Annotated in this window: 1 protein-coding gene; it reads right to left on the reverse strand. The window is 27.3% G+C overall.

What is annotated here, in order from left to right:
- Positions 1–229: 229 nt before the first annotated feature.
- Entirely contained in the window at positions 230–1,240 is a 1,011-nt protein-coding gene (locus tag B6C99_RS12940; RefSeq protein WP_086360191.1) for a substrate-binding domain-containing protein, read from the reverse strand.
- Between the last annotated feature and the right edge of the window lie 308 nt (positions 1,241–1,548).

Consider the following 1,548-nt stretch of genomic DNA (forward strand, 5'->3'; position numbering starts at 1 on the left):
CTGTAGATGAGATCACATTTTCGGGAAAAAGTATAAAAAATAGTAAAATTTAATTAACTTTAATATTAATGCTTTTGTTAACTATATTATTGGACTATTTTTTATTAAATTTATTTTTTATTATACTTTTATTTTAAACAATTTAATCTGAACAAAATAATTTATTAATGATTTTTATAAAAAACAGTTTTATTTGATCACTAAAACATATTTAAGCAATTTTATACGGTTAATTGTGAAAGTTCGCTATGCTTTCGCCTTCAATATATTTAACGGGAAGTTCAACTACATTAGATGTTATTATTTTTCCATTTAAACGTTGAAGTAATATTTCAGCAGCAATTTTTCCCATTTCAAACCTCGGAGTCAATACAGAGGATAGTTTAGGATTTACAGATTGGCCTATATCATATCCATGGAAACCAGCTATAGCGATTTGCTGAGGAATTGGGATATTAAGACGTTGACATCCAAAAAGTACACCTAAAGCAAGGCTATCATTACAGCAAAAAATTCCATCAACTTGAGGATATTCATTTAATATTTGATTTAGTAATTTTTCCCCAAGTGCGTAAGAAGGAATTTCATTTGATAAAATAGTAAAACTTTTTAAGTTATGAGCAGCCATTGCAGCTTCATATCCTTCTTTACGTAAAATCCCTCTTTCATTTAATTGAGTACTTAAATAGACGATATTTTTTTTATCGGCTTTTATCATACGCAGGACCATATTTTTTGATGCTTTAAAATTATCATATCCTACAGCCATATCAATACAAGGTGTTACACTATCCATTATTTCAACAACAGGAATATTTGCTAATTGGATCATTTTTATGGATGCGGGAGAATGATTCCGCTCAGTAAGAATTAAACCATCTATATTATAAGAAAGTAGAGAACGTAATCTCATTTCTTCTTTATCTTTATAACGTCCCGTATGGGCTATCATGACTTGATAATTATTTTCATCAGTAATTTTTTCAATACCTTGTAAAACATCTGTAAAGATTTGACTTGTAACTGAAGGCAAAAAGACACCAATCGCATGACTTTTTGCATGAGATAACATATTTGGAACTTTATTTGGTAAATATCCCAGTGTTTCAATAACTGTCGAAATTCGTTTTTGTAATGAGGGTGATACAAGATCAGGCGTATTTAAATAACGACTTACTGTAGCTTTGCTTACTCCAACTTGTTTAGCTATATCTAATAATCCGGTTCTTCGTTTTATCATTATTATACTCATTATTGTGCAATATAAAGGCAATCATCTCACATAAGTGAATTTTTTATATGTTAATGTGCATAGTTTATCATCATTTCATTTCTTATCTACTGTCATTAATATTTGTATAACAATTATTAAGTTAACTGTATTCTTATATTTCGAATTATTATTTGGTGATTTTATTTCAATGATGTTAAAGAATTTTTTCAAATAAATTAATATAAAAAAATTGTGGTAATATTTTAACTTGTTTAGTGTAAAAAAATTAACTATTAGTATCTACAAGTCTAAAGAAAATAAATGAAGATTAACAG

Origin of the sequence: Gilliamella sp. N-G2 (assembly GCF_002142215.1) — a bacterium.
GTDB lineage: Bacteria > Pseudomonadota > Gammaproteobacteria > Enterobacterales > Orbaceae > Gilliamella.